The following is a 26,870-nucleotide window of genomic DNA, read 5'->3' on the forward strand; positions in this document are numbered from 1 at the left end:
GATCAAAGCGCCCCTTCAATGACCTGCCGAAACGACTCGATAAAAACCGTTTCGGCGCGGTTCATCCGTTGATCACGGTTCCACATCAAAAACATATCGACATCCACGACGCCGTCAGCCGGGGGTAAACGCCAGATCAACCCGTTGTGCAAATCATTGTCCACCAGGTGTTCAGGCAAACAACCGATGCCGTAACCGGCAATGATCAACCGGCGAATCTCTTCAAAGCTGGGCGAGGATGCGACGATTTTGCCGGTAAAGCCCTGCTGATCACGGAACACTGTCAACGGCGACAGATTGCCGCCAAGTTGGTCGCTGGTGAAACTGACAAAGTTTTCGCCCTGTAACGCATCCAGTGCCAACCCTCGTTTGCCGAAGAGTCGATGACGTTTGCCGCAAAAGAATGCGTAGCGCTGGCGCATCAACAGAACCCGCTCCAGTTTCGCCTGGGGGAAGCGGCACAGTCCGATGCCCAGACTGGCAGTTTTCTGGTTCAGCGAACTCTGAATGTCCGAACTGCGCATGACTTCAAGTTCCAGTTCGACACGCGGATGCATCAGATGGAAGTCCGCAAGAAAGTCGTCATAGAGCGGTGACTGAACATGACTGATGGACAGCACACGCACCTTGCCAACGACTTCTTCCTCGGCGCCCTCAACTGCCGTACCCAGGCGCGAGACATTGCCATACATTTCCTGAGCAATGCCAAACACCTCCTCCCCCGCTTGAGTCAGGTCGAAGCGCGGCCCCTTGCGCACAATCAACGCGCAATCGAGCTGTTCTTCAAGACGTTTCAGCGACTGACTGACCGCTGATTGCGTGACGAAAAGCCTGGCTGCCGCGCGACTGATACTGCGTTCCTGCCCGATAGCCAGGTAAGTGCGCAGCAGGTTCCAGTCCAGTCGATCATTGAGAAAGCGCCGACCTTGCCACTTGCCTTGTGCTTCGACCGATTCGTCGTTGTTCATCACCGCACCATTAGTAGCCTGACTAATACACAAAATAAGTATTAGCAAATTGATTAATTATAGGCAGCGAGCGATAAAGCAGGGAAGCGCCCCCAGAGCGCTACGTGACCAGCCTCAATCCCTGCCATAACGCCAAAATCAAAAGGGCCTTGCATGCGAACCTCATCCAACCAGCCGCGTCGCGCGGCTGCCGCGGCATTCATCGGGACCACCATCGAGTTCTACGACTTCTACATCTACGCTACAGCCGCCGCGCTGATCCTGGGCCAGGTGTTTTTCCCCAGCGATACGCCCGGCCTGAGCACCCTTGCCGCCTTTGGCACTTTCGCGGTGGGGTTCATCGCACGGCCCATGGCCGGGATGGTGTTCGGCCATCTGGGGGATCGTCTTGGCCGGAAAAAGATGTTGCTGTTCACGATGCTGTTGATGGGGCTCGCGACTACCGGGATCGGCTTGTTGCCAAGCTACGCCAGCGCCGGTATCTGGGCACCCATTGGTCTGGTCGCGCTGCGCATCGTGCAAGGCATTTCGGTCGGTGGCGAATGGGGCGGCGCGGTGCTGATGGCCAGCGAACATGCGCCCAAGGGTCGCAAGACGTTCTACGCCTCGTTTGCGCAATTGGGCAGCCCCGCCGGTTTGCTGCTGGCGTTAATTGCCTTCCGATTGGTGACATCTCTGGAGCCCGCTGAATTTGCCGACTGGGGCTGGCGTTTACCGTTCCTCGCCAGTGGCGTACTGATGCTGATTGGCCTGGCGATCCGCTTTGGCGTTGAAGAGTCACCGGAATTCAAAGAAGTCGCCGAGAAAGGCGAAACTGCCAAATACCCGGTCCTGGATGTGCTGCGCACCTGCTGGCGGCAGATTTTCTTCGCCGCCTGTGCGGTGACCATCGGCTCGGCGGGGTTTTTCTTCACCAACACCTTCATGATCACTTACGTGACCCAGTATCAGGGCATCTCCCGGGCGACCATTCTGGATTGCCTGTTTATCGTGACCGTCCTGCAATTCATTTCCCAGCCCATCAGCGCATTGCTGGCTGAGCGTATCGGCGAAGGCCGGTTCCTGATGTTGACCGCCCTGCTCTCGATGTTCATGCCCTACCCGATGTTTCTGTTGGTCGGCACTCAGAATCTCGCGTTGATGACCCTGGGTATCGCGATGGCCGTGATCACCCTGTCAGCACTCTACGCGGTGATTGCCGGTTACATGGCGCAGGCATTCCCGGCGCACCTGCGTTACAGCGGGATTTCCATCGCCTACCAGCTGATCTGTGCGATTGCCGGTGGCAGCACGCCCATCATCGGTACGTTGCTGGCGACTCACTACGCCGGGCAGTGGCTGCCTTTGGCGATTTTCTTCAGTGTGCTGGCAGGCATTTCGCTGTTTGGCGTCTGTGGTCTGGCGCGTCTGCGCGGTGACGACAACACCACGCAGCAGCCAGCGTTCAACAAGGAGCTTTCATGAATACCCCGGATTCTATCGATGCTGTGGAATGGCAGGCCCGCTGCGAACTGGCTGCGTTGTATCGGCTGGTGGCGCACTTCCGCATGACTGATTTGATCGACACGCACATCAGCCTGCGTATCCCCGGTCCCGCACATCACTTCCTGATCAACCGCTACGGGGTGATCTTCGACCGGATGAGAGCCAGCGATCTGGTGCGCATCGATCAGCATGGTCAGGTGGTCAATGGTGACCTGGAAAACAGTCGGGTCAATGCCGCAGGCTTCGTTGTCCACTCCGCGATCCATATGGCCCGAGAAGACCTGAACTGCGTGATTCATACCCACACCGCAGCCGGTATGGCAGTTGCCGCGCAGGAACATGGCCTGTTGCCAATCACCCAACATGCGCTGAAGTTCTACGGCAAGCTGGGTTATCACACCTACGAAGGCATCGCCCTGTCGCTGGAGGAACGGGAGCGCCTGGTGGCGGATCTCGGCCCTCATAAAGCGATGATTCTGCGCAACCACGGCCTGTTGGCGGGAGGTGGCAGCGTGGCTCAGGCGTTCCACGAGATACATTTTCTTGAGCGAGCGTGTCAGGCACAGGTTCAAGCCCTGTCCGGTAACAGTAAACTCGTGCAACCCAGCGAGGAAGTGTGCCGTTTGACAGCCCAGCAGTTTGATCGCGATGAAGCCGCAGAGATCATTCAGTTGAGCTGGAAAGCAGCACTCACCTTGATCGAAGACCAACGCGAGTCCTACTGCTCATGACCACCGTCGTCCTGTTGACCAATGACACCGTTCTAGACAGCGAACTGCAAGCCGCATTCGCCCGTATTGCGCCTGAACTCAAGGTGGTACTGCCCGATGACCCGGCCGCCGCCGAGGCGCAAATCGCCGCCTGCTGGTATCCGCCCGCAGGCAGCATGGCGAGCCTGTCCAACCTGCGACTGGTGCACTCGGTGGCTGCCGGGGTCGATCATTTGCGCACTGACCCGAGTCGAGCGGATCTTCCCGCCTGCCGCGTGGTGGACCCTGACCATAGGCGCGGGATGACCGAATACGTGCGCTGGGCAGTACTGCATTTTCATCGTGATTTTGATCGCGTGGCTGCGCAGCAACGCCACAGTGCGTGGCAGCGTTATCCACAGCGGCCCGCAGGTCAATTCAAGGTGGGCGTCATGGGCCTGGGTTCGCTGGGCGCAGCGATTGCCAGTGATCTGGCCGGTGCTGGCTACGCCGTGAGTGGCTGGGCACGCAGCCCGCGAGAAATCCCGGGCGTGGTCTGTCATCACGGTGACGGACAGTTCAATGGATTCCTCGACGGACTGGACATGCTGGTCAACCTGCTGCCTTTGACTGACGCTACCCGAGGCATCCTGTGCAGCAAGACCTTTGCCGCTCTGGCTCCTGGCGCGGTGGTCGTCAATGCCGGACGCGGGCAGCACCTGATCGTTGATGACTTGCAACAGGCGCTGGCCAGCGGGCATCTGCGCGGCGCGGTGCTGGACGTGTTCGATCAGGAGCCGTTGCCGGTCGATGATCCTTTGTGGCAGATGCCGGGCGTGATCATCACCCCGCACATGGCCTCCGCAGCCTCCGACGATTGCATTGCGCAGCAGGTCGCGGAAAACGCCCGCCGCCTGATCAATGGCGAACCCCTGAATAACCCGGTGGACCCGACACTGGGCTACTGAAGCGACATACAAAAGGTTGAGTGATGAACGTACTTGAATCCAACGGCGAGCGCCTCTGGGCCAGCCTGATGGACATGGCCAGAATCGGTGCCACAGCCAAAGGCGGCAACTGCCGCCTGGCCCTGTCTACGGAGGACAAAGCGGGTCGGGAGCTGTTCATGAGCTGGTGTCGGGAGGCAGGCATGACCCTGAGCTTCGATGCGATCGGTAACCTGTTCGCCCGCCGCGCCGGACTGGACGACACGCTTGATCCGATCGTGATGGGCAGCCATCTGGACACCCAGCCCAAAGGTGGTCGCTTCGATGGCATCTACGGTGTCTTGAGCGGGCTGGAAGTGGTTCGCTGTCTGAACGAGCAAGGCATCCAGAGCCAGCGCCCGATCGAGATTGCGGTCTGGACCAACGAAGAAGGTGCGCGCTTCACGCCTGCGATGTTTGGTTCTGCGGTATTCACCGGCAGCCTGGAATTACAGACCGCGCTGGACGCCTGCGATGCGGACGGTATCAGCGTCGCTCAAGCGCTGGACGCCACCGGGCATGTGGGTGAGCAACCCTTCAAACGTCCTTTCGATGCGTATTTTGAAGCGCACATCGAACAGGGCCCGATCCTTGAAGATAACGGCATCCCGGTGGGCGTGGTGACGGGTGGCCAGGCGATTTGCTGGCTGGACGTGCAGGTCAAAGGCCAGAGCGCCCATGCCGGGACCACACCGATGAAACTGCGCAAGGACGCCCTGTTTGGCGTGGCGCAAATGGCTGCGCAACTTGAAGCCCTGGCCGATGAGTTCGCGCCCAAAGGGCTGGTGACCATCGGCCAGTTGAGCATCGCCAAATCGTCGCGCAATACCATCGCAGGCAGCGTGAACTTCACGGTCGATTTACGTCACCACGAAGACGAACAGATTGCGCTCATGGAACAGCAGGTCCAACAGCGTTTCCAGCAAGTGGCTGACGCTCGCGGGTTGACCCTGAACATACAGCGCCACTGGCTCAGTCCGGCCACTCCGTTCGACAAGGACTGCGTCGCCGCAGTGCGCCGTGCCGTCGAAGCGCTGGGGTATCCGCATCAGGACATCGTCAGCGGCGCAGGCCACGACGCTATCCTGCTGGCTCGACACTGCCCAACCACCATGGTGTTCATCCCATGTGTTGGCGGGTTGAGTCATAACGAGGCCGAGGATATCTTCCCGGAAGATGCACGGATGGGGTGCGATGTGCTGCTGAATGCCATTGTCGAACGGATTCAGCGATAACAAACTGAGCGGGCAAGCCCAGAACGCGGGCCGATCATGATCTCACGCTCATGGACGGCCCGTGGAACCGAATCTATTCGGAAGGCGGTATTCCAGGCCGTATATAAACTGCGGAAGTACCGGCCCTTTCGCGAATGAATTCTCTCCTGCGGGGATTGGGTTTGCAGACGAATATTGAACCGCCACCTAATCCCCGCTCACGGCGCGTAGCCAGTCTGCACGGATCCTACCGAATCTCATTGACGTACATGAAGTGCTCAGTGCTCGCGCGCTGGTGGGTCATCATGACCGGCGTGGCGGCCTGATCGAATGACACCGCATCAATGATCATCACTGCATGGGGCGCGATCAGTTCCAGCAGTGCGCAATCCTCGTCATTGGCCAGACCAGCCGTCAGTTGCTCCCGCACAGCAGCAACACGCAGACCGTACTGCTCAAGCAGATAACGATAGAGCAACTCCGGCAGTTCGTCCGGGCCAGGAAAGTCCGGGACTTTACTGGCCACAATCGTGAACTGCTCATGCATCGCAGGCACGCCGTCGATGCTGCGCAGGCGGTGCAAGCGATAGACCGGACTGCCCTCTTCGATCAGCAGCTTTTCCGCATCGTTCGCACTGGCCTCACCCAATTGGTAATCAAGCAATACCGTGCGCGATTTCAGCAGCGCGCCTTCCTTGTTGTGCAAGCGGAAGTACTGGAAGAAATAGCGCAGGTTGTGCAACGGAGCCCAGCCGGTTACCACGGTGCCCGTTTTGCGTCTGCGCATCAGCATCCCCTCGGACACCAGCTCGGCCAATGCGCGCCGGATGGTGCCGACTGACACGCCGAAATCGGCCGCCAAAGCATTCTCACTGGGTATCACCGTGCCGCTTGCCCACTCGCCGAGGAGGATTGCCTCGGAAATATGCCGTTTGACTACCTCATAAAGGGGCGCGCTGTCGTTTTCGCTCAGGCGCGAGAAATTCACAGGTGCAAGCGGCGGGTTGCTGTCTGTCATCTTTTTTCCTTGACGGGCCGTGCGTGGATACTTAACTATAAACTATATAGAAATACATCGAGAGCGAAAAATGACGATGAATGCGGCGCTGAAACAGGCACTCGAGTCAATCGAGGCGGATCATGATTCGCTCCTCCATGATCTGCAACGCATGATCGCCGTAGACACCTGTTTTCCTCCCGGTGCGGGCTACGGCGCGTTCGCCGACCTCATGGATGAGTTGGTCGCGCCGTTAGGCATGGACACCCGACGCGTCACAGTGCCCGAAACGTTATGGCAGACCCGCAGCGGCGAAGCCTATGGCGAACGCATCAATCTTGTGGCTCGTCAGCCTGGCGATCAGGAAGTCTGCAGCCTGTATTTCCATGTCGATACCGTACCGCCGGGCGACGGCTGGACTCAGCCGCCGCTGCAACTGACCGAGGTCGAAGGCAAACTCATTGGCCGCGGCACCGCTGATATGAAAGGCAGCATCGCCTCCACCCTCGCTGCCTTGCGCGCTGCCCAGCGTTTCAATTTGCCGCTGCGCTACTGCCCATCGTTGTTACTGTGTACTGACGAGGAAGGCGGTTTGTACCCAGGTATCCGTTATCTGGCCGAACAACAGCTGGTGGAAGGCCATATCCTCAGCTTCAACGGCGGCGCCGCCCCCCGCATCTGGGCGGGCTGCTTTGGCAGCATCGATCTGAAGATCACGGTCAAAGGCCGCTCCTCGCATTCAGGTGAACCGGTCAATGCAATCAATGCCATTGAACAGAGCCTGCCGCTGCTCAATGCATTGCACAGCCTGAAGCTCGACGTGCAAAAACGGGCCTGGCCGATGCCCGCGCCGCCGCACTACAACGGCGCGCCGCTGATTTCACGCATGACGCTGGCCGCCGCCCACGGTGGTAGCAAAGGATCAACCGTCCCGGCGCAATTCGACATCCTGATCAATCGCCGCTACGCGCCGCAGGAGCCTTACGAACAGGTCATGGCTGAGTTGAAAAACTGCATTGAGAGCGCCATGGCGGATAGCGAAGCGTTGTCCTTCGAACATGAAGTGATTGGTCATCTGGCCCCGGTTGCGGACCCTACCGGTCCGCACTGGCCGCGCTGGCAGGCGGCGCTGGGTGTCGGCTTCGGTTTCACCCCGGAACAGTTTCAGCGCTACGGCTCGTCGAGCAGTTCGGACATGGGCTGGGTGCAACAAGCGGGCATCCAGGAAATTCTGCTGGGTGGACTGATCCGCCCGGAAAGCCGTATTCATGCTGCGGACGAGTACACCACCCGCAGCGATCTGGTGGCGCTGGCGCAATCGATCCTGACCTATCTGGCCGCTGACTTCGTTTCGCCAGCGCTCACTGAGTCACCTGCTGACTGAACACTGGAAACACCGAAGACCGGCATCAAGACTGGTTATCGGCTTCTTACCTGGCTGCCCTACGCCCACTCATTGCAAAGTGAAGTATCGCCATGACTACCGTTTTCAGGCTCAACCGCCGTCGTTTCCTGACCACTTCCGCCATCGTCACCGGCGCGGCCATGCTGCCGTTTTCCGGCACACTCTGGGCCGCCGCTGCGGCTCGCAAAGGTGGCACGCTGCGTATCAGCGTCGATCAGGCAGTCGGTATGCTCAACCCGCTGCTGGCACGGGTTAATCCCGAGTATCTGCTCAGCGAACTGCTCTATAACGGCCTGACCCGTCTGAGTCAGGACATGCAGGCAGAACCGGATCTGGCGCAATCCTGGAGCCACAACGACACGCTGACCGAGTGGACCTTCACGTTGCGCGGCAACCTGCGCTTCCACGATGGCAGCGCCTGCACCGCCAAGGACGTCGCCGCCAGCCTGCAAGCGATCCTTGATCCAAAAACCGCGTCGCCCGGCCTGCGCAACATCGGCCCGATTCAAACCGTCGAAGCCCTTGATGACGTGCGCATCAAAATCACCACCAGCGCCCCGTATGCCGACTTGCCTGTGAGCCTGGCCTACCCGGACGCCAAGATCGTCCCGGCCGCCATCGTGCAAGGCGATCTGGCGCGGCTGTCCCGCGAAGCGGTGGGTACGGGGCCGTTCAAACTGGTGTCGTTCGAGCCGGAACGCATGGTCGTGGTTGCCCGCAACGAACACTTTCATGACCCGGAACGCCCGCATCTGGATCGTATCGAAATCCGCGTTTACCCCGATCCGTCGGCGGAAAGCTCGGCGCTGATGTCGGGCGACATTGACCTGATGCTGTCGGCTCAAGCCACAGAGTTCAGCCGACTCAGTGACGCCAGTGGCGTTAAAGGTCTGCGCGTGCCTTCCGGACAGTTCCTGAATATCAACATGGCGTGCGACCAGCCACCGTTCAACGATGTGCGAGTTCGTCAGGCGCTGTCTCTTTGTGTTGACCGCGCCGCCCTCGTGGATTTTGTGGCGGAAGGTTTTGGTACTCCCGGCAATGACACCCCGCTCAATGCTGCCTATCGCTACCACAGCGATATTGCCTTGCGAGAGGCCAATATCGAGCAGGCGAAAAAACTGCTGGCCGACGCCGGTTATCCCAACGGCCTGGACATCACGCTGGTTGCTTCGGACAAACCGTCCACCCGTACCCAGCTGGGTATTGCTGTCCGCGAAATGGCCAAGCCAGCAGGTTTCAACATCAATGTTGCGACCATGGCCAACAGCACTTATCTGGATCAGGTCTGGAAGAAAGGCAACTTCTATGTCGGCTTCTATAACATGCAGCCCTCCGCCGACGCGGTGTTCTCGCTGTTGTACACGTCGAATGCCGCCTGGAATGAAACCCGCTGGAACAACGCCGAGTTTGACGCGGCAGTAACTGCAGCCCGTGGCACCGATGATCCGGTCAAGCGCGCCGCTCTGTACGCCACTGCGCAGAAACTGATGCATGAGCAGGTGCCATCGCTGATTCCGATGTTCTTCGATGTACTGGCCGCGCAACGCAATTACGTCCAGGGCTATCAATTGCACCCTCGCGGCGCGGTATTCCGTCTCGATCAGGCGTGGCTGGACGACAGCGCGCCCAAGCGTGGATGAAACGAGGATAAACCTGTGACTGCTGCTTATCTGACCAAGCGTTTGCTATTGGTCGTGTACACCCTGCTGATCGTTTCACTGCTGGTCTTTGCCATCACGCAACTGCTCCCGGCAGATGCGGCGGTGACCTTGCTGGGCCAGAACGCTACGCCTGAAGCCTTGGCAGCGCTGCGCGCCAGGCTCGGGCTGGATCAGCCAGCCTGGCTGCAATTCAGTCACTGGTTGATGGGGGTTCTGCAAGGCGACCTGGGTGTCTCGATGCGCAATGGCCAGCCAGTGCTCGGTTCGCTGCTTGATGCGCTGGGCCGCTCGTTATTGCTGGCAAGCTGCTCGTTGCTGCTGATGCTGGCGGTGGCGATTCCCTTGGGGATCATTGCCGCTGTGCGCCGAGGGCGTCCAGTGGACCTGATTATTGGCGTGCTGTCGTACATCGGCGTGTCGTTGCCCGAGTTCGTCACCGCCACGCTGCTGGTTCTGCTGTTCGCTGATTTCTGGCAACTGCTACCGGCGACCGGCTATGTGCCGCTGGGCGATAACGTCGTCGAAGGCATTCGCCACCTGATTCTGCCGACGCTGACAGTGTCGATGATCATGGTTGCCCATGTCTCGCGCATGGTGCGCTCGGAAATGATCGACGTTCTGGAAACCGACTACATACGCGCCGCACGCCTCAAGGGCCTCACACGGCGGCGGGTATTGCTGCGTCATGCGCTGCGCAACGGCTTGCTGCCGACCATCACCATTGTCGCGCTGGACGTTGGCTACCTGCTGGGAGGCATCGTCGTGGTCGAGGAGATTTTCAACATCCCCGGCATCGGCCGCGAATTGCTGGTCGCTGTGGCCGCCCGGGACTTGCCGGCGATTCAGGGCGGTGTGCTGATCCTTGCCGCTACTTATTGCGTGGTCAACTTTGTGGCTGACCTGACCTATGCCTATCTCGACCGGCGAATTCAATATGCGTAATGTTTTCTACCGGCTGCTGGCGACGCCTCAAGGCTTGCTGGGCAGTCTTATCTTGCTGCTGGCGGTCATTCTGGTGGTCGCAGGCCCTGCGCTGGCCCCGTTCGATCCGGAAGCCATTTCGATTCTCACCCGTTACAAAGCGCCCAGCCTGACGCACTGGCTGGGTACTGACCAAATGGGTCGCGACATCCTCAGTCGTGTGCTGGTTGGCGCCCAGGCGACGATCTCGCTCTCCGTGTTTGCGACCGCCATGGCGATGCTGATCGGCGCATTATTGGGCACTGTCAGCGGCTACCTCGGCGGCCGCGTCGACGAAGCATTGATGCGGACGCTGGACGCGGTGATGGCGATTCCTACGCTGTTATTTGCAATGTTGATTGTCAGCACGCTGGGCAAAAGCGATTTCAATGCGGTACTGGCAATCACTATTGCCTTTGTCCCGGGCATGGCGCGTATTGCCCGCAGCGTGGCCCTGGCTGCCCGCCGTCAGGACTACGTCAATGCCGCAATCGCCCGGGGCGAATCCACCGCCTACATCGTGGTGCGGGAAATGCTGCCCAATATCGTGGCGCCGATCATCGTCGAGGCAACCATTCGCGTGGCCTTCGCCATCATGCTGTTCGCCACCTTGAGTTTCCTCGGCCTTGGCGCACAACCGCCACAGCCTGAATGGGGGCTGATGGTTGCCGAAGCGCGGCGCTACTTCTTCCAGGCTCCGTGGATGATGCTGATGCCGGGCCTGGCAATCGCCATCATTGCGATCGGCTTCAATCTGCTGGGCGATGGCTTGCGCGATGCCCTTAATCCCAAGGGGCAGCGCTCATGAGTACGATTCTGGAAGTCGCTGATTACAGCCTCGACTATCAATTGCCCACCGGCGCCCTGCATGTCCTGCAGAACATTGACTTCAGCGTTGCAGCAGGCGAAGTCGTCGGGTTGGTCGGTGAGTCCGGCTCGGGCAAGACCACCCTCGGCTGGGCGATCATGCGCTACCTGGCCAGCAATGCCCGGGAGATGGGCGGCAGCATCAGTCTGCAAGGCGAGAACCTGCTGCAAATGCCTCAACGTGAAGTGGAGAAGCTGCGCGGTGGGCGTTTGGGCATGATCTTTCAGGACCCTAGCGCGTCGCTTAATCCGACACTCAGCCTCGGCGAGCAAGTGGTTGAAGTCCTGACCCGCCACCGGGATCTGGGCTATCGCGAGGCCTGGGCCCTGGGCGAACAGTTGCTGGCCGACGTTGACCTGAAAGACCCTGCCGCGATGATGAAGCGCTTCCCCCATGAAGCGTCCGGTGGCGAGAAACAGCGTGTGCTGATCGCAACCGCCTTCGCCTGTCGCCCGCAGTGCCTGATTTTCGATGAGCCGACCACGGCCCTCGACGTGATCAGCTCCGCGCAGATCCTGCAGTTGTTTCGCCGTCTGCGTGAAGAGACCGGCGTTGCTTCTTTATATATCTCCCATGACCTGGCGCTGGTGTCGCGCGTCGCGGATCGGGTGTGCGTGCTCAATCAGGGTCGCATCGTCGAGCAGGCTCGTGGCGGACGCATTTTCAGCGCCCCAAGTGATCCTTACACGCAACGTCTGGTGGCGGCTGTTCCGGCTGCGGACAAACGTCTGCTGGATGAGAAGAAATCCGTCGGCCCGGCGCTACTGCAAGTCAGCGACCTCAACGTCCGTTATGGTCGCCCTAGCCTGCTCGACAGTCTGTTGCGGCGTAAATCAGTGCCCTCCATGGGGGCCCGCGACATGAACCTGAGCATGGCGCGGGGTGAAATCCTTGGCATCATCGGCGAGTCCGGTTCGGGTAAATCAACCCTGGCCAAGGCCTTGACCGGTTTGACACCGTTTACCGGCGCTGTGTATTTCGACGGCAAACCGATCTGCGGCCCCGCGCAGATGGACCGCGATTATCGGCGCAAGGTGCAAATCATCTTTCAGCACCCGGATGCCTCGCTTAATCCACGGCAGACGATTGGGCAGATCCTGTCTCGACCCTTGCGCCTGTATGGCCTGACGCAAGGCGAAGCCGAAGCTGAGGCGATCGGCCGTCTGCTGCGCGAAGTGCGCCTGCCTGAAGACTTTGCCAGTCGCTACCCCCATGAGTTGTCAGGTGGACAGAAGCAGCGTGTCGCCATCGCCCGCGCGTTCGCCGCCCGCCCGGAACTGGTGATCTGCGATGAAATCACCGCTGCGCTGGACGTTTCGGTGCAGGCCACGGTGATCGAACTGCTACTGGAACTACGCCGCCAGCACGGTACCGCTTACCTGTTCATTACCCATGACCTCAATCTGGTCCGGCAGATAGCCCACCGGATTGCCGTGATGTACCGCGGCGATCTGCTGGAAATTCTGCCTGCCGTGGACATGGCCGCGCAGGCCACTCACCCCTATACCCGTGCCCTGCTCGACGCAGTGCCGCAGCCTTTGAATGAATTGGAGCCTTTTGATGACGCCTGAAGCGCTACTCGACCGCATTGACGAGGCGTACTGCCTGGATTTCCTGGCGCGCATGGTGCAGCACAAAAGCTACAGCGCCACCCCCGAAGAACGGCAACTGGCCGAATACATGGCGGGGCAAATGGCGGAGCTGGGGCTGGACGCCAAACTGATGCCGGTGCCGGGCGAACGCCTGAACGCCATTGGCACGCTCAAGGGCCAGGGGGGCGGTCACAGCCTGCTGTTCAATGGGCATCTCGACACCAACCCGGTGACTGAAGGCTGGACGGTGGACCCGTGGGCCGGGAAGATTGATGACGAGTTCATCTATGGCATCGGCGTTTCCAACATGAAGGCTGGCGATGCGGCCTATTTTTGTGCGCTGAAAACCTTGATCGATGCGGGTATCAAGCTCAAGGGCGATGTCATCCTCACTTATGTGGTGGGTGAATTGCAGGGTGGCATCGGGACCATTGCGGCCATCGAGCAAGGCGTGAAAGCGGACTATTTCATCAATTCCGAACCCACCGACCTGCAGGCCGTTACGCTGCACGTGGGCTCTTTGATGTTCGTCATCGAGCTGACCGGCGACACCCGTCACCTGTCCAAGCGTGAAGAAGCCGTGGACGTGATCACCGCTGCGGTGCAGTTGATCCCGCAGATCAACGGCATCACCTTCAGCGGCGCACGCTCGCCGGAGCATGAGAAGGTCAACCGCGGTCATATCGGCGTGGTGCGCGGCGCGCTGGGCCGCGACCTCGAAGAATGGCGTCCGCCACAAGTCGCGGACTTTCTGCGCCTGCGCGGTTCGGCACGCTATACGCCAGGGCAAACCGTGGAGTCGGTACTGGCCGACCTGCAGCGCTTGCTCGATCAGCTCTGCGAGCAATTCCCCGGGCTGCAGGCAAAGTTGATCAATGACAGTGACAATCAACCGCTGATGCCACCGTTCGAGGTGTCCCACGACTCGCTGATCGTCAAGGCGGTCAACGCTGCTTATCAGCAGGTTCGTGGCGAGCCGCAACCCACCGGCATCATCACCCCGCCCGCTTATTTCGGCACTGACGCTGCGCACTTTTACCAGCGTCTGGGCATGCAAGGCGTCGTCTGCGGTCCGGGCGGCAAGTTCAACACCATGCCGGACGAACGCGTACACATCAGCGATTACCTGGACATGGTGCGCGTCTACATCCTGGCTATCCTCAGGATTTGTGAGGTCGCCGAATAGCTCTGCTTCGAATTGCCCTGTTTTGAATAACGCTGCATCTCATAACAGTGAATTCACGCACAAGAATTCATAACCAGACGGCAAGGACGCCAACATTGTCTGTAGCAAGCTGCCGAAGGCTGCGAAGCATTTAGCCTGACATACCGCGATCGCAGCCTTCGGCAGCTCCTACAGGTCTGATTCCGCAGGCAGTAGTATCAAGACCTGCGAATAATCTTGATCGAGTGCGTCAGTGTCGGTTTGCGAGTTACGCTGATAGCACGGCGCGTTACGGTGTCGAGGGTGATGTTCCAGTAGCCACTGCTTGGCACAGTGATTTTGGCTGGAAAAGTATCAAACGCCCCGCCGTGATAGGTGTGCCGTCCACCGTTCTTGAAGCTGCGGAAGTTTGCATCGCTCATCAGGCGAATGTTGCAGGTCTGCGAAGCCTGAATGACCACGATGTCGTCTTCATTGAGGTGTTCACGCTGGTGTATGAATTTCATTTACTGCTCCGGCCAGGTGGGTCAGGCCTTTCTGTCATTGAAAGCTTCAAGCCTTTTGGGCAAGGATCGCGGCCATCAGTCCGGGAAATCGACTGTCCAGGTCATCGGTTCGCAGCGAGTTCATGTGCGTGGTGCCTACGTTCTGGGTCATGACCAGGCCTGCATCACGCAGCACCCGGAAATGATGGGACATGCTCGACTTGGGTCTTCCACCGTCAAGCTCGCCACACGTGGCCTGAGGCACGCGGCCTAAATATCGGACTATCTCCAGACGAACCGGATCGCTCAGAGCGTAAAACACTCGCTCGAGCTCGAAGTCGCTGGCGGGGGGATGCTTGAATGGGCGCATGGGGCGAATCATACACGGGGGTTTACCGGACAGCCATTGTTCGAATAGTATCGAACAAACGAAACATCATTCCGAGGTCTGCTTAATGTCTGCGTTATTCCAACCCTACACCCTGAAAGATATCACGTTGCGCAACCGGATTGCAGTTCCGCCGATGTGCCAATACTCCGCGGTCGACGGCCTGATCAACGAATGGCATCAGGTACACCTGGCCGCCATGGCACGCGGCGGTGCTGGTCTGGTGATCGTCGAAGCTACAGCTGTTTCGCCTGAAGGCCGGATCACTCCGGGCTGCACCGGGATCTGGAACGACGAGCAGGCCCAAGCGTTTGTACCGGTAGTGCAGGCCATCAAGGCAGCGGGTTCGGTGCCCGGCATCCAGATTGCACACGCAGGCCGCAAGGCCAGCGCAAACCGTCCATGGGAAGGCGATGACCATATCGCGGCTGATGATGCCCGCGGCTGGCAGACCATCGCGCCCTCCTCCATTGCCTTTGGCGCTCACTTGTCAAAACAGCCAACGGCCATGACGCTGGACGACATTGCCCGTGTCCGCGAAGACTTCGTCGCCGCAGCCCGCCGTGCCCGAGATGCAGGTTTTGAGTGGCTGGAACTGCACTTCGCTCATGGTTATCTGGCCCAGTCGTTCTTCTCCGAGCACTCCAACCAACGTGAAGATGCCTATGGCGGCAGTTTCGAAAACCGCAGCCGTTTCCTGCTGGAAACCCTGGCTGCCGTGCGTGAGGTCTGGCCAGAGCATCTGCCCCTGACGGCACGTTTCGGTGTGCTGGAATTCGATGGCCGTGACGAGCAGACGCTGCTGGAATCCATCGAATTGACCCGCCAGTTCAAAGCGGCCGGTCTGGACATGCTGAGTGTCAGCATTGGCTTCTCCATTCCCGATGCCAACATTCCTTGGGCTCCAGCCTTCATGGGACCTATCGCCGAGCGTGTACGCCGCGAAGCCGACATTCCGGTTTCGTCCGCATGGGGTTTTGGTTTCCCGGGTATCGCCGAGCAGGCGGTCAAAGAGGGTCAGCTGGATCTGGTGATGGTCGGCAAGGCTCACCTGGCCAACCCGCATTGGGCTTATTTCGCGGCTAAGGAACTGGGTATCGACCGGGCGTCCTGGACACTGCCTACGGCTTATGCGCACTGGCTTGAGCGCTACTAATCGGCGGTAATACTGGCGACAGACTAAGCGACAGACTAAATGCAGAAAGGCGACCCGGTGTCGCCTTTCTGCATTTCAGCGGTTGAGTGTCTGCAGCACGTTGTTTATCTGGAGTCGTTATCCCAGAGCCAACCCCACACCCCTGGCAAGTGGACAGCAACAGCACTGGTTGGCACCGTTCGGGACAGCGCAGCGCGTTGCAACTCGGCGCGGTCATCATAAAAAGGCTTGGGAGCTACTTGCAGACCGGTTGCCTGAGCGCTGTCCAATAAAATCTGCAGGTATTCCCGGGTGTGCCGTGCGGTGTAGCGATTCAGGTCATGAAAGGTCACCACAATCGGAATGGCACCATCTACCGCATGAAACTCACCGGTGGCAACGCGTTCGCGCACTTCGGACATTTCCCGAAGCATGTGGGCACGTCTGCGTGGGCTGGCGTTGAAGCCCCAGATTTTGCCGTCATTGGCGCTGATATCGGTCAGCAGCACCCGCATGCCATGCCGCTGGTAGGCCGCAAACGTACGCTGGTCGTAGTTCCAGAACGGTGGACGGAGCAGCGTCGGCGGGCTACCCATGGTTGATGCGATGATCGCGCTGCCCTGTTGCAGGGATTGCTCCAGCACTTCGTCACTCAATGAGCGATGGTTAGTATGGCCGGGCGTACCCGAATGAAACCCCAGGATATGCCCCGCAACGGCTTCACGGCGCATGATTCTGCGACCACGGTCACTGTTACCCGCTCGTGTAGCTCCCGTCTGGACGAAGAAAACGGCCTTGATATCGTTTTGCACCGGGTTCTCTGCAAGACTGTGCAGCACTTCCACCGTAGGGTTGGCCAGGCTGGATGCACTCGGACCATCGTCAAAGGTCACGACGAAACGGATCGGCGCTTGCTGACTCAAGCGTTCGCGGGTTTGTTGAGTCAGGGGAATGGGCGTCGCAATGCATCCTGCAAGAACCGCCGACAGGGCCAGCCCGGATAAAACAGTACAGAAGCTTCGCATTGACGGGGTATTCCGGGTGACGGATGCGCGGAATGATGACAAAAAACGTGGGGTGCGTGCAGGTTATTTAGCGGTGTAGTGCCGATGTTTGCAATCTGCAGGAGATCCCCGTTGTTCAGACGCCGCGTTGTCGCGCAGCAAACACGGACGCTGTAGGAGTGAGCTTGCTCGCGATAACGGTAGACCTGTTGAGAAATTACCGTCTGACCTTGCGCTATCGCGAGCAAGCTCACGCCTACAAGGATATTCATTCAACCCGGATAATCGCGCCCGGTTCCGACCCAGTTCACAGGTCTGCCCAGTTCGGCTTTATTTACTACCTCCGGTCCATTCCAATCGTGATAACTTTCCTGCAAATCTGCCTCAAGCTGATGTTTTTCGCTTTTCGGGCAAGTTTAAATGGACCGATTGTCTGCAACTCGTCGATTTTTATAAAAAAATGAATTTTTTCGGGTTTGTTTTGTTCAGATATCGGGGAGCAACAAAATGGATCCACGTTGCTGTGCTTCCCGATTTTTAATGTATGAGGCTGAGGAAGGGAAAAATGACTCAATCACCGCAGTATGGGGAGTCCTCGCAAAACCAGGATCTGATCTTGATCGTCGAAGACGAACCGATGATCCGGGACTTTGTGCAGGAGATTCTGGAGTTCGAGGGCGGCTTCAGGACTGAGTCTGTGGAAAATGCCGATCAGGCGGTTGAGTATCTCGAGAAGCATGCGGCGGATGTCTCGCTACTGCTGACCGACGTACGCATGCCCGGCAGCATGGATGGCATTGCGTTGGCGAATATGGTTGCCACCAAATGGGGCATTCCCATTGTTGTCATGTCAGGGCACGGAACACCGGGTAGCGAGCAGCTCCCTGCGGATGTTCTGTTTATCGCCAAACCCTGGACCATTTCCCAACTGCTTGACGGTGTCCACGACACGCTTAATGCCAGTAAAGCTCCACTGAGCGTACCTGCCAGCGAGACTCGCTGAGAAACGCAGCCTGAAACTCCCGAATTGCCTTTTCGATTCAAACCTTAAAGGCCGTCGCCAGACGTTAAACCATCTGCCAGCCAGTCGGCACCTTGCCCTTCAATCTACACGCCGAACGGCTGGCAGATCGTTTATTTGAAGTCTCGACTGCGTACATCCAGCCCGGTCAGTAACGGCGTCAGATTGTAAAGACGTTGAGCGATCAGATGGCGCACGCCGCCCTGTGACTCCAGACGACCAAACACCTGAAGCAATTGCGAATCCACCAGCACCTTGCGCTGCCGCTCGGCAAGATCGCGCCAGACCACTACGTTAACCATTCCGAACTCGTCCTCAAGCGTCACGAAGGTTACGCCGCTGGCCGTTCCCGGACGCTGCCGACCGACCACCAGCCCGGCGACGCTTAACGTCCGGCCATGCTCAAGGTCCAGCAAATCTTTTGAGCTGCGAAACCGTTTCGCAGTCAACTGACGGCGCAACATCGCCAACGGATGGGGCCCCAGCGTGGTGCCGGTCATGGCGTAATCAGCCATCAAGTCCTGGGCAACTGTCGGCAATGGCAAAGCAACCTGGGTTTCCGCGGGAGTATGCTCAGGGCCGAACAAGGGACGTTGAGCTTCTACACCCGCGACTTCCCAGCGTGCCCGATGGCGATGCCCGATCAGGCCACGCAAGGCTCCGGCATCGGCCAGTTGTTCCAGCGCCCGAGCGTCCAGCCCCGCGCGCTGACTCAAGTCAGTGGCGTCCACTAGCGCACTCCTCGCTCTGGCCGCTTCAATCCGCAGGCCATCCTCTTCGCGAAACCCCCGAACCATGCGAAGTCCCATGCGTAATGCCAGTGAGCGATTCCGGTCAGGGTGATCGACAGGCTCAAGAGAGCAATCCCAGTTGCTGTAGCGCACGTCCACCGGACGAATTTCGATGTGGTGACGACGAGCGTCCTGCAGGATTTGGTCCGGGCTGTAGAAGCCCATCGGCCAGCTGTTGATCAGCGCACAGGCAAATGCCGCAGGCTCATGGCACTTCAGCCAACAGCTGGCGTAAGTCAACAAGGCAAAACTGGCTGCATGAGACTCCGGAAATCCATAGCTGCCAAAACCTTTGATCTGCTCGAAAATTCGCTGAATGAAGGCAGGCTCGTAACCATTGGCGGTCATCCGTTCAGCCAGACGCACCCGATGTGGCTCCAACCCGCCGTGACGCTTCCAGGCGGCCATGGAGCGGCGCAACTCATCCGCCTCGCCGGGCGTGTAATCGGCAGCAATGATCGCCACCTCCATGACCTGCTCCTGAAACAACGGTACGCCCAGGGTACGTTGGAATACTTTCTCCAGCCGGGGCGGATAGGTTACTTCCTCTTCGCCATTACGCCTGCGCAGATAAGGATGAACCATGTCCCCCTGAATAGGGCCCGGACGAACAATGGCTACCTCGATCACCAGATCGTAGAACTTCCTGGGCTGCATACGGGGCAGCATCGCCATCTGCGCGCGGGATTCAATCTGAAAAACGCCGACGGTGTCCGCACGACTGATCATTTCATAGGTGGCCGGATCGTCTACGGGAAGTGTTGCGAGGGTCCATTCGTCTCCCCGATAGCGGCGCACAAGATCAAAGGTTCGACGCAACGCACTGAGCATGCCCAACGCCAGAATATCGACCTTGAGCAAGCCGACGGCATCCAGATCATCCTTGTCCCACTGGATGATGGTCCTGTCAGCCATGGCAGCGTTTTCAACCGGTACCAGGGTGTTGAGCGGGTGTTCGGAGATCACGAAACCACCGGGGTGCTGCGACAGGTGCCGGGGGAAGCCAATCAGCTCGCCGGTGAGTGTCAGTACCCGATGCAGTATCGGCGTCTCTGGATCGAAACCGCTTTCCCGCAGGCGCTCCACCGATGGCAACTCATCGCTCCAACTGCTGAAACAATCGGCCAGCGCATTGATCTGGTCAGACGGCAACCCCAGCACTCTGGCGACATCACGCACTGCGCCCGTGCCGTGGTAAGTGCTGGCCACTGCCGTCAGCGCTGCCCTGCCCCGCCCATAGCGTTGAAATACGTACTGCAAGACCTCCTCACGACGCTCGTGCTCGAAGTCCACGTCGATATCCGGCGGTTCATTACGCTCTTTTGAAATGAAGCGCTCGAACAGCAGGTTGCTTTTTTCCGGATTCAGTTCAGTGATGCCCAGCGCAAAGCACACCACCGAATTGGCCGCCGAGCCACGGCCCTGACAAAGGATATGGCGGCTGCGAGCGAACTGGACGATGTCATGAACCGTCAGAAAATAGCTGTCGAATTTCATCTCGCTGATAAGGCCCAGTTCCTTTTCGATCTGTGTCCTTGTTTCGGCAGCAGGCCCAAGTGGCCAGCGTCTGTTTACACCTTCCTCGGTCTTTTCCCGCAACCACGAGGTGGATGTGTGCCCGGCGGGCACCAGTTCGTGGGGATACTCGTAACGCAACTGCTTCAGATCAAAGCAGCAGCGCCGGGCAATGTGAGCGCTTTCAACCAGCAGCACTTCGGGATAGAGCGCCTCCAGTACCCTGGGCGAACGCAAATGACGCTCGCCGTTGGCAAACAGATGATGGCCCGCTTCGGCCACGGTTGTGTGATGACGGATAGCGGTCATGGTGTCTTGTAAGGCCCGCCGCCCCCGCGCGTGCATGTGCACGTCACCGCTGGCGACGGGCGGAATCTCCAGGCTTTGCGCCAGAGCCAGCAGTTTCTCCAGACGATGCTGGTCATCGGGCCCACAATGCAACTCGACGGCCAGCCACAATACATCAGCAAAATGGCTGTTCAGCCAAAGGCCTTGCTCATGCAAGGTGCTGTCTGTCAGCTCGGTATCCGGAACCCACAAGGCCAGCAGCCCTGACATTGGCAGGCTGAAGTCTTCACGAAAAAGTTGATACTGACCTTTTTTGGCTCTGCGTCGACCTACAGTTATCAACTGGCAGAGGGCCTGATAGCCCTGCAAATTCTCAACTAACAGAACAACCTTGGGACCGTCGGCAATCTGTATTTCGCTACCGACGATCAAGGGTAATTCGGTTTTTTTCGCGGCCTGCCAGGCACGGACGATTCCGGCGAGGGTGCACTCGTCAGTGATTGCCAGCGCCGAGTAGCCGTGGGCTTTGGCGCGTTCGAACAGCTCGATGGCACTGGATGCGCCGCGCTGGAAACTGAAGTTCGACAGGCAGTGCAGCTCGGCATATTGATCGCTCATGCAAACCAGCCATGCAGCAACAGATCACCCTGTTCGCCAACAGTGCGATAAGCCCAGCCACGCTGTCCGTTGCGAGTTTCAACCAGAAAGTAGTCCCGACGCACATCGCCACCGTCCCACCAACCCGATTCGATTCGCTCGGGGCCGGCAAGAATGCGTGTTCCTACGCCCTGTAATGGCTGTGGCTCAGGGAGTAACCAACCCGGCCTGGGGACTTTGGGCGCAGTGGGCCGGGCTTTGCCAGGTGCGTTACGTTGCCATGCGCATTCAGGGCGATGGTCGGCGTGCATCTGCAATGCGTTGACGGAGTCATCACCCAACCGAGCCCGCAATCGCTCGCGCAGTTGCTCCCAGGGCAAGGCCTGTTGCGGGCGCTCATCGAACAGTTCCCGATGCGCAGGCACAAAAGCTGGCAGATCCCGGGCCAGCAAGCGTACGGCCTTCACAGGTGATGTCACCTGAATTTGCTCAAGCCTGCCTCTGGCCAGCTCAAACAGCATGCCAGCCTCGCGCTCGGCACTGAGCAACCCGACAGGCACAACACTGTCTGGCCCTTCGTTATGCTCCAGATACAGGCCAAAACGCTGCACGCCACTGTCACGCCCGGCGAGGAAAGCGGCCAGATCTGCAATCAGGCGCTTGAGTGGGAAAAGCAACGCCTGATGAGACTCAACATCGAAATTCAGCTCGATGCGTACGTCGAAATAATCCGGAGGCACATAGCACTCCAGTGCAACCGGGCGCTCCCCCAACAGGGAATCCAGATGCTGCAAGACCTGCGCCGGGAAGCGTCGCGCCAACGTATCGCGTGGCAAAGCCAGTACCTGACGCAGGTTGCGCAACCCCATACGGGACAACGCTACGGCAACTTCACGGCCCAGACCAAGCCGATCCAGGGGCATCTGCTCAAGCTTCTGGCGTAGATCGCGGGGGCATGTAACGGCCAGTCCGTCATGGGCATTGGCCAACATCCGCGCCGCTACCGGGTTGGGCGCGACGACGATGCGATGGCTGAAGCCCAGTGCGCTCAGTTCCTGACGCAGTCGCGCCTCGAACACCGGCCATGGACCGAACAGGCCGAGACTGGACTCGATCTCCATCAACAAAACCCGCGGATACTTGAGGCTGACCTGCGAACTGAAACGATAGGCCCAGGCGGCCAGCAAGCGGTGCAGGCGTTCAGTCTCGGCAGGATCGTATTCCACCGTGGCAAAATCCCTGACCAGCACCTGCGCACTGGTCAACGACTGACCGGAGCGCAGCCCGAGTGCCCGAGCCGCCGGGTTGATCGCTTGCAGGATACGCCGCTGCGCAGTGCCGCTCAGCAGCGCCAGAGGTTCGTCGGGGTCGGAACGACGGCGCATGACGCCGTCCAGTGCCATTTGTGGCAGCAGGGCACAGGCCCACAACATAGGGGAACCTCAGGCGTCAGTAGAGAACGGAATGGGAGAGACCGGTGCAAGACCGCCCCGGCATTTGAGTACACGTAATTGCTCAGGCCGCGTATCGATGGCGATCCGTAACGCAGCGGGCGACGGATTGTGCATCGCCGTCATGGGCCGACAGGCGAAAGCCAGGGTCTGCCCCGTCTCGGCGGCCACTTGCAAGCGGCGCAGGGCGCGATCATCCGCCTGACGAGGCCAACACAGCACAGCCCCACAACTGCCAGAGCGCAGACATTGTTCGGCTGCCCACAGCGCATCGCGCTCACTGGCCTGGACCAGACTGACCTGACGCATGTCTATGCCGGCCGCAAGCCAGGCCTGAGGGTAAGGAATGTAAGGCGGCGCCACCAGCACGATACGCTCGCCGCTGTCGGCCAGCCGGGCCAGCGTCGGCCAAAGCAGACGCAATTCGCCACTGCCATCGGCCGCGACCAGAATTTCACTGAGTGCCGATGCTGGCCAGCCGCCCGCAGGCAACACGTTGTCCAGCGCTGAATGGCCAGTGGGCTGCAAGCCGACGGGCGCTGCGGGCTGCCGGCCTTTCCAGACCCGGCGCTCGTCTAGCAGCGCATCGAGACTGACCACGGCGCCCATCATGCACGCCTCACCAGGCCACAGAACACACCCTCAATGGCGAAGTCCTGGTCCGCCTCTACCACGATGGGTGCATAGGCTGGATTACGCGGCAGCAGGACAAAGGCATCGTGCCCCTTTTGCAGGCGCTTGATCGTTACCTCGCCGTCGAGCCGTGCCACCACGATCTGACCGTCATGAGCATCGCTGCTGCGGTGTACGCCCACCAGGTCGCCGTCAAGGATGCCATCCTCGATCATCGAGTCCCCCTGAACACGCAGCAGGTAATCGGGAACGCGAGAAAAAGTACTGCGGTCCAGCAGCAAGGTGTCGTGATAGTCCACGTCCGGTCCGATCGGCATACCTGCTGCCACGCGGCCCATGACAGGAATTTCCAGCAACTCGGGACGTGGCGCGGACTGAACCAGGCGGATACCCCGGGCCTGATTGGGCATAACCTCGATCAAACCCGCTTCGGTCAGGGCAATAATGTGTTTGCGGGCCACACTGCGCGAAGCAAAGCCAAAGGCTTCGGAGATTTCGGCCAGGCTCGGGGATTGACCTTGCTGCGCGATACGATCGCGGATGAAGGTCAGGATGGCGCTGCGTTTGGGAGATAATGTGCTCATGGAGTACATTTGTACTCCATTGCGTTATTTCTGGCTAGAGCATTTGGTCGCCGGGTCTTGCGGCACTCAAAAAATCAGCTCGGACAACCCTCAGCGCCGTCGTTCAGCCCTTGCTTGTAGTTCTCGTACTCCAGCGAAGCTTTACCGTTAACCCACCTGAGGGTCAGGACCAGCACTGAATCGAAGTCATCACCGGTCCAGTCATCCAGAAGTTTGATTTTCTTCCCGGAAGCCTCTTCGGCCACTTTGTTGATCAACTCAGGCAAGTAGCCGTGGGACCAGGCCGTATAGATGGTTGCATCGTGATACTTGTCGCGCATCAACTCATCCGCCAGCGCGCCGGTGTCATTCGCGCCGAAGTCGATATTGACCGGCAAACCCAGCTTGATGGCGCTCGGGCCAACGGTCATCAATGGCCGCAGGTAGCTATAGGATTGATCACCTTCGCCCTCTTCCACATGACGACTGGGGTTGGCGGCAAAAATGAAATTGGCTTTACCGAATTGCCGCGGCAGCAACTCGGACAGATCAATGGCGCGGTTCAGGCCTTGGCAATTGAGCTGCCCAAGACCCATGGAGGGTTTCTCCGCATGGCGCATGAACACCAGTGTCTGAGTACCATTCTTGGGTTCGGCATGTACACCTTTGCCCAGGCTCAACAGTGCTATAGAGGATGCGACCAATGCCACGGGAACAAAAAGCCAGGCACAGCGGCGCTGAAACCGGCTGAGGATGGGGAATTTTGAAATTTTCATGGGTCTCTGATTCTGATGTGCAGTAGTGAGGTGCGTAGCGTGAAATGCCTCCCTTACCGGGTCAGCTACCCCGTACAACTCCCTTTTTCGAGCACTCCGAAGCGTGTCCCTGATACGCCCCACAGCCTAACGCGCACATGTTTCGATCTTGTTGACGTGCCAATAAGAGTCAAAATCGCCCCTAAGGTTTCACCGGACACTCCTTAAAGCCGGACAAATCAAAGACTAAGGTTTATTTGGATGTGTGTTTTCTCAAGGATAAAACACTGCGTCTGCCTGGGTCTTCTACTTGCGAAGCCCGCAAAATACGGCACTGAGCGCTACCGCCAGACCTGCGAGAGCATACACCCATACGGCTGAAGTAACAGGTAACAATAATCCGGCCAACAAAGGTCCGATGCCCGCGCCGATATCCCGCCAGACAGCATTGGCCGCCAATGCCTGAACGCGATCAGGACCGGGGTTGCGCTGGGCAACAAGCGTCGTCACCAGCGGCAGTTGCACGGCACGTAGAACCAGCACCCCGCCCGCGCCCAGTATCAACCAGTGAGAGCCAAACGCGATGAGTGCAAGACACGTCAACAAGGAGCAGACCACCAGCATGCGCACCGCGCCAAAGTGGTCCGCAGCACGCCCGCCGACAGGACTCAGCACCATCTCTGACACATAACGCAGAGCCAGTAGAACGCCTGCCACGATAACGCCGTTGCCGCCCATCACGGTCTGCGCCTGTAATGCGAGACTGAAGATAAACAGACCATCCAGCGCAACGCCTTCTATGAATGACCAGATGGCAACACTGTCCGGGGCTTTGAAGCGTCGACCTGTGGGGGCTGGCATCACATGCGGGCTGTCAGGCAGACCTCGTGCAAGCCACCAGCCGATAAGTGCCGCAACGGTCAGCACCATGAAAATCACACGCGGACCAAACTCGATGCTGATCAGAGCCCCCAGCGGTAACGCAATCATGGGGCCGATAGCGATAAATGCCCTTGAACGACCTGAGCGGTGCGCGGCCCCCGTCAGTTCCGAAGTAGCCAGCACCTGGGTCGAAAGATTCATGGCCGCGTAGGCCAACCCCCATCCCAGACGCAGAATCAGTAACCACCAGAAACCTGAAATGAAAGCATTGCCCAAGGCACAAACCGCCGCCGTCGCTGCAGCCAGCATCACCGTAGGCCGGTCACCATGACGTGCGTAATAGCGCACCACATAGCTGTAACCAAATATCCGCACCAGCCGATTGGCCGCCAGCAGCACACCCGCTTGCGCGAGGCTGATGCCAAAAGCCTGCACATGCATGGGCAGCAACAGATACAGCAAGACATCGCTGGGTAGACACAGCGCCAGAACGATTGCAGAACGACGGGAAACCACATCAATGGTGCGCGGAGCCGAAGCCATATCCAGAAAGATCCGGTTACAAAGCGGAGCCGCAGGATGCCGTCTCAATGCTACTCATGACAACCCTGTGACGGCGCAAATAGCCTTTTCAATGCAACGGCATAACCGAAAGAGCCTTTAGGAATAACGAGCATGCTTCACATCAATAAAACGAAATATTTTTCATTTACTGCAAAAAAATCCCTCCTGGTGTTCCGCAGGAGTGCTACTTTTGATCTTCGTAAGGACTGTTCGGAAATGTTGCAGGAAGGCACATCGGCCGAGGTAGGAATTCTCTGATCCATACCGGGGCCACCCAGCTTTTGCTGCCGTTTAGACAGCTCCCTTGCCTCCCCATTTGAGCCATGAACATGCTCGTTTGAAAGAGGTGGGCCTCATGAACAAAGTCACGTTCCCCAATGCTTGTCAGCTGATGCGCTGGCATTTCCACCCGGTGGGCTTTGAAGCCACTATGGACGCCCCAAGCAGCATGGTAGCCCGCCTGTTCGATCGGGCCAGTGGCGAGACGGTCATCGCAGTTGCAGGTTTGCGTTGCTCAACCGTCATGAACGCGAGTGAGGTGGAGTTGATCATCGAGGCCATCGAGGCAGAACTGGAGTCGTTCGTGCCATTGCGGGCTGTAGGGGCCTGAACAGCACTGGCATGGCTCTACCTCTCTCCGCCGGCGATTCCATGTTTGCCGCCAACTGACGTGGGACCGGCTTTAGCCGGGAAGGCGATATCTATGACGACACAATTTTAGTGCCTGAGGTGGCCTCTTCCCGGCTGAAGCCGGTCCCACGTCATCGCGCGCCCTACAATGCTCTACACGTTGGTCAGGCGACCA

At 58.9% G+C, this 26,870-nt stretch carries 24 protein-coding genes; 13 read left to right on the top strand and 11 right to left on the bottom strand.

What is annotated here, in order from left to right:
• Window positions 1–2: 2 nt before the first annotated feature.
• The gene (locus H8S59_RS07900; RefSeq protein WP_187521058.1) at window positions 3–968 is read right to left on the bottom strand and encodes a LysR family transcriptional regulator; all 966 of its coding nucleotides are present in this window, start codon (window positions 966–968) and stop codon (window positions 3–5) included.
• Between the two features lie 153 nt (window positions 969–1,121).
• On the opposite strand from H8S59_RS07900, the gene H8S59_RS07905 reads away from it, so the two are divergent.
• Genes H8S59_RS07905 through H8S59_RS07920 form a run of 4 tightly spaced genes read left to right on the top strand, consistent with a single transcriptional unit; the run spans window position 1,122 to window position 5,363 of the window.
• Complete coding sequence (locus tag H8S59_RS07905) at window positions 1,122–2,432, top strand: MFS transporter (RefSeq protein ID WP_187521059.1); 1,311 nt, start codon at window positions 1,122–1,124, stop codon at window positions 2,430–2,432.
• Entirely contained in the window at window positions 2,429–3,184 is a 756-nt protein-coding gene (locus tag H8S59_RS07910; RefSeq protein ID WP_187521060.1) for a class II aldolase/adducin family protein, read from the top strand. The genes H8S59_RS07905 and H8S59_RS07910 overlap by 4 nt, the downstream gene beginning before the upstream one ends.
• Window positions 3,181–4,110 (top strand): 2-hydroxyacid dehydrogenase, encoded by a 930-nt coding sequence (locus H8S59_RS07915; RefSeq protein WP_187521061.1) that lies wholly within the window; start codon window positions 3,181–3,183, stop codon window positions 4,108–4,110. The genes H8S59_RS07910 and H8S59_RS07915 overlap by 4 nt, the downstream gene beginning before the upstream one ends.
• A 23-nt stretch (window positions 4,111–4,133) precedes the next feature.
• Window positions 4,134–5,363 carry a Zn-dependent hydrolase gene (locus H8S59_RS07920; protein WP_187521062.1) on the top strand — a complete coding sequence of 410 codons (1,230 nt, stop codon included), beginning with the start codon at window positions 4,134–4,136 and terminating at the stop codon, window positions 5,361–5,363.
• Between the two features lie 226 nt (window positions 5,364–5,589).
• Here the strand turns inward: H8S59_RS07920 and H8S59_RS07925 are convergent, their stop codons facing one another.
• Window positions 5,590–6,360 carry a GntR family transcriptional regulator gene (locus tag H8S59_RS07925; protein ID WP_187521063.1) on the bottom strand — a complete coding sequence of 257 codons (771 nt, stop codon included), beginning with the start codon at window positions 6,358–6,360 and terminating at the stop codon, window positions 5,590–5,592.
• A gap of 70 nt (window positions 6,361–6,430) precedes the next feature.
• On the opposite strand from H8S59_RS07925, the gene H8S59_RS07930 reads away from it, so the two are divergent.
• From H8S59_RS07930 to H8S59_RS07955, 6 genes are all read left to right on the top strand, one after another.
• Window positions 6,431–7,723, top strand: a complete 1,293-nt coding sequence (locus tag H8S59_RS07930; RefSeq protein WP_095101462.1) for a M20 family metallopeptidase — start codon at window positions 6,431–6,433, stop codon at window positions 7,721–7,723.
• Window positions 7,724–7,815: 92 nt separating this feature from the next.
• Entirely contained in the window at window positions 7,816–9,387 is a 1,572-nt protein-coding gene (locus tag H8S59_RS07935) for an ABC transporter substrate-binding protein (RefSeq protein WP_187521064.1), read from the top strand.
• Window positions 9,388–9,402: 15 nt separating this feature from the next.
• Complete coding sequence (locus H8S59_RS07940) at window positions 9,403–10,350, top strand: ABC transporter permease subunit (protein WP_027899619.1); 948 nt, start codon at window positions 9,403–9,405, stop codon at window positions 10,348–10,350.
• On the top strand, window positions 10,343–11,176 hold the full coding sequence (locus tag H8S59_RS07945) for an ABC transporter permease (protein WP_095101456.1): 834 nt from the start codon (window positions 10,343–10,345) through the stop codon (window positions 11,174–11,176). Before H8S59_RS07940 ends, H8S59_RS07945 begins: the two co-directional genes overlap by 8 nt.
• Window positions 11,173–12,807, top strand: coding sequence for a dipeptide ABC transporter ATP-binding protein (locus H8S59_RS07950; protein ID WP_187521065.1), 1,635 nt, complete (start codon window positions 11,173–11,175; stop codon window positions 12,805–12,807). Before H8S59_RS07945 ends, H8S59_RS07950 begins: the two co-directional genes overlap by 4 nt.
• The gene (locus tag H8S59_RS07955) at window positions 12,779–14,014 is read left to right on the top strand and encodes a M20 family metallopeptidase (protein WP_246475132.1); all 1,236 of its coding nucleotides are present in this window, start codon (window positions 12,779–12,781) and stop codon (window positions 14,012–14,014) included. The genes H8S59_RS07950 and H8S59_RS07955 overlap by 29 nt, the downstream gene beginning before the upstream one ends.
• Window positions 14,015–14,211: 197 nt before the next feature.
• Here H8S59_RS07955 and H8S59_RS07960 read toward each other — a convergent pair whose 3' ends face one another.
• A complete protein-coding gene (locus H8S59_RS07960) occupies window positions 14,212–14,499 on the bottom strand; it encodes a DUF1883 domain-containing protein (RefSeq protein ID WP_087264168.1) in 288 nt (95 codons plus the stop codon).
• A gap of 46 nt (window positions 14,500–14,545) precedes the next feature.
• Window positions 14,546–14,848, bottom strand: a complete 303-nt coding sequence (locus H8S59_RS07965) for an ArsR/SmtB family transcription factor (protein WP_095101450.1) — start codon at window positions 14,846–14,848, stop codon at window positions 14,546–14,548.
• An 85-nt stretch (window positions 14,849–14,933) separates the two neighbouring features.
• On the opposite strand from H8S59_RS07965, the gene H8S59_RS07970 reads away from it, so the two are divergent.
• A complete protein-coding gene (locus H8S59_RS07970; RefSeq protein WP_095101448.1) occupies window positions 14,934–16,022 on the top strand; it encodes an NADH:flavin oxidoreductase/NADH oxidase in 1,089 nt (362 codons plus the stop codon).
• 104 nt (window positions 16,023–16,126) lie between these two features.
• Here H8S59_RS07970 and H8S59_RS07975 read toward each other — a convergent pair whose 3' ends face one another.
• Entirely contained in the window at window positions 16,127–17,026 is a 900-nt protein-coding gene (locus H8S59_RS07975; protein WP_095101446.1) for a polysaccharide deacetylase family protein, read from the bottom strand.
• A gap of 544 nt (window positions 17,027–17,570) precedes the next feature.
• Here H8S59_RS07975 and H8S59_RS07980 point away from each other — a divergent pair.
• Window positions 17,571–18,008: a response regulator gene (locus H8S59_RS07980; protein ID WP_095101441.1), complete on the top strand. Its 438-nt coding sequence runs from the start codon at window positions 17,571–17,573 to the stop codon at window positions 18,006–18,008.
• Window positions 18,009–18,139: 131 nt separating this feature from the next.
• On the opposite strand, the gene H8S59_RS07985 is transcribed toward H8S59_RS07980, so the two are convergent.
• The 6 genes from H8S59_RS07985 to H8S59_RS08010 all read right to left on the bottom strand — a co-directional run bounded on the left by H8S59_RS07985 (window position 18,140) and on the right by H8S59_RS08010 (window position 26,044).
• Window positions 18,140–21,238, bottom strand: coding sequence for an error-prone DNA polymerase (locus tag H8S59_RS07985; RefSeq protein WP_187521066.1), 3,099 nt, complete (start codon window positions 21,236–21,238; stop codon window positions 18,140–18,142).
• Window positions 21,235–22,650, bottom strand: coding sequence for a Y-family DNA polymerase (locus H8S59_RS07990; protein ID WP_187521067.1), 1,416 nt, complete (start codon window positions 22,648–22,650; stop codon window positions 21,235–21,237). The genes H8S59_RS07985 and H8S59_RS07990 overlap by 4 nt, the downstream gene beginning before the upstream one ends.
• A gap of 9 nt (window positions 22,651–22,659) precedes the next feature.
• Window positions 22,660–23,277, bottom strand: coding sequence for a translesion DNA synthesis-associated protein ImuA (gene imuA, locus H8S59_RS07995; RefSeq protein ID WP_187521071.1), 618 nt, complete (start codon window positions 23,275–23,277; stop codon window positions 22,660–22,662).
• A complete protein-coding gene (gene lexA / locus H8S59_RS08000) occupies window positions 23,277–23,894 on the bottom strand; it encodes a transcriptional repressor LexA (RefSeq protein ID WP_095101433.1) in 618 nt (205 codons plus the stop codon). Before lexA ends, imuA begins: the two co-directional genes overlap by 1 nt.
• Window positions 23,895–23,959: 65 nt before the next feature.
• Window positions 23,960–24,640: a hypothetical protein gene (locus tag H8S59_RS08005; RefSeq protein WP_187521068.1), complete on the bottom strand. Its 681-nt coding sequence runs from the start codon at window positions 24,638–24,640 to the stop codon at window positions 23,960–23,962.
• Window positions 24,641–24,925: 285 nt separating this feature from the next.
• Entirely contained in the window at window positions 24,926–26,044 is a 1,119-nt protein-coding gene (locus H8S59_RS08010) for an MFS transporter (RefSeq protein WP_187521069.1), read from the bottom strand.
• Between the two features lie 358 nt (window positions 26,045–26,402).
• On the opposite strand from H8S59_RS08010, the gene H8S59_RS08015 reads away from it, so the two are divergent.
• Window positions 26,403–26,675, top strand: coding sequence for a DUF1652 domain-containing protein (locus tag H8S59_RS08015; RefSeq protein WP_176469993.1), 273 nt, complete (start codon window positions 26,403–26,405; stop codon window positions 26,673–26,675).
• Window positions 26,676–26,870 lie beyond the last annotated feature (195 nt).

It is taken from the genome of Pseudomonas folii (assembly GCF_014357575.1).
Lineage (GTDB): Bacteria > Pseudomonadota > Gammaproteobacteria > Pseudomonadales > Pseudomonadaceae > Aquipseudomonas > Aquipseudomonas folii.